Annotated in this window: 3 protein-coding genes; all 3 read right to left on the bottom strand. The window is 56.4% G+C overall.

The window, feature by feature from the left end:
* Nucleotides 1–22: 22 nt before the first annotated feature.
* Nucleotides 23–157 carry a hypothetical protein gene (locus CXF87_RS22280; RefSeq protein ID WP_269801103.1) on the bottom strand — a complete coding sequence of 45 codons (135 nt, stop codon included), beginning with the start codon at nt 155–157 and terminating at the stop codon, nt 23–25.
* On the bottom strand, nt 150–821 hold the full coding sequence (locus tag CXF87_RS12150; protein WP_101146790.1) for a hypothetical protein: 672 nt from the start codon (nt 819–821) through the stop codon (nt 150–152). The genes CXF87_RS22280 and CXF87_RS12150 overlap by 8 nt, the downstream gene beginning before the upstream one ends.
* Nucleotides 808–997, bottom strand: a 190-nt coding sequence (locus CXF87_RS12145; RefSeq protein ID WP_157826531.1) for a hypothetical protein, incomplete at its 5' end; no start/stop codon positions are given. The genes CXF87_RS12145 and CXF87_RS12150, both read right to left, overlap by 14 nt.

Below are 997 nucleotides of genomic sequence, written 5' to 3'. Positions count from 1 at the left end.
GGACTGCGGGCCACCCTTCTGTTCAATGCCAGTCATCAATTTGCTCTCCCTGCTCATCAATAACCCTGTCAGCACGGCCAAACGCCATCCAGGTGCACATAATCGTGATGCCCACACCGACCAGCACACCGATTAAAAACCACGTCATGTCATCCATGATTAACCTCCTGCATAGCCACCAACTGCTTACCGGTTTCGATCAACCACGCCAGATCACGCCACGCGTCCGGATCACCGGCGACATAGGCTTGCTCAGCCTGCGCCAGCAAGGTGGTGTTCATAGCGGCGCAGCGGTTGAGAAGATCGCTTGGAAGCGGTGCGCCAATGCGCTCAATACTGGCTGAACAAGCTTCAAAGGGCAGCGGTGATGGCGGCGCGGGCTTGGCGGTTGTCTCAACAGCTATTGGCGCCTCCTCAAGGTCTTTAAAGCAGTTGTTGCAGATCTCGCCGTATTGCTTGGCATCCCAATCGCAAAGCACTGCGCCGCACTTATCGCAGCCAATTTCCGCATCAACCCGCTGGCTTTCTGGGTCGCAACACGAAGTCTTGTCGGCATCGGGGATTGCCATATCAACGCCAATCCAGCCTGGCTGCTCGATATAATTCACGCCTTCCTTAGTCGGCACCCATGAATCAGCGCCAGCCACCAACAGGCCGCGCTTCTGCAGCGCGTGCAGCACATCAACGATGCGTGCCTTCTGCTCGCCTGTTTTGGCATTCATGCCCACATGCACGATCAGCGCTTTAGCCCCTCGATGGGTTTGGCGGTGCTCTTCATAGATAACTTCCAGCACTTCGCGCTCTACTTTACTCAGCGGCATGGGTAGCGCCTCCTGTGGCGTAGTAACTCTCAAGCAACGGCAAAGCGGGTAGCTCGCACTCCCCCCATGTAGTTAGCCGATACCCTTGGATAGTGCGCGAAACAAACTGCTGTTCGCAGAGCTCGTCACAGGCCACGCGGATCTGATGCAGCGACACCGGTAATTTGTAGGCCATC

The sequence above is a fragment of the Halomonas sp. MES3-P3E genome (assembly GCF_002836035.1).
In the GTDB taxonomy this organism is placed as follows: domain Bacteria; phylum Pseudomonadota; class Gammaproteobacteria; order Pseudomonadales; family Halomonadaceae; genus Vreelandella; species Vreelandella arctica.
Note: the sequence above shows the minus strand (reverse complement) of the source record. Positions and strands in the feature narration are given on the sequence as shown.

Coding starts and splice junctions, on each gene's coding strand:
- CXF87_RS22280 (WP_269801103.1), bottom strand. CDS start 157: ATGGATGACATGACGTGGTTTTTAATCGGTGTGCTGGTCGGTGTGGGC.
- CXF87_RS12150 (WP_101146790.1), bottom strand. CDS start 821: ATGCCGCTGAGTAAAGTAGAGCGCGAAGTGCTGGAAGTTATCTATGAA.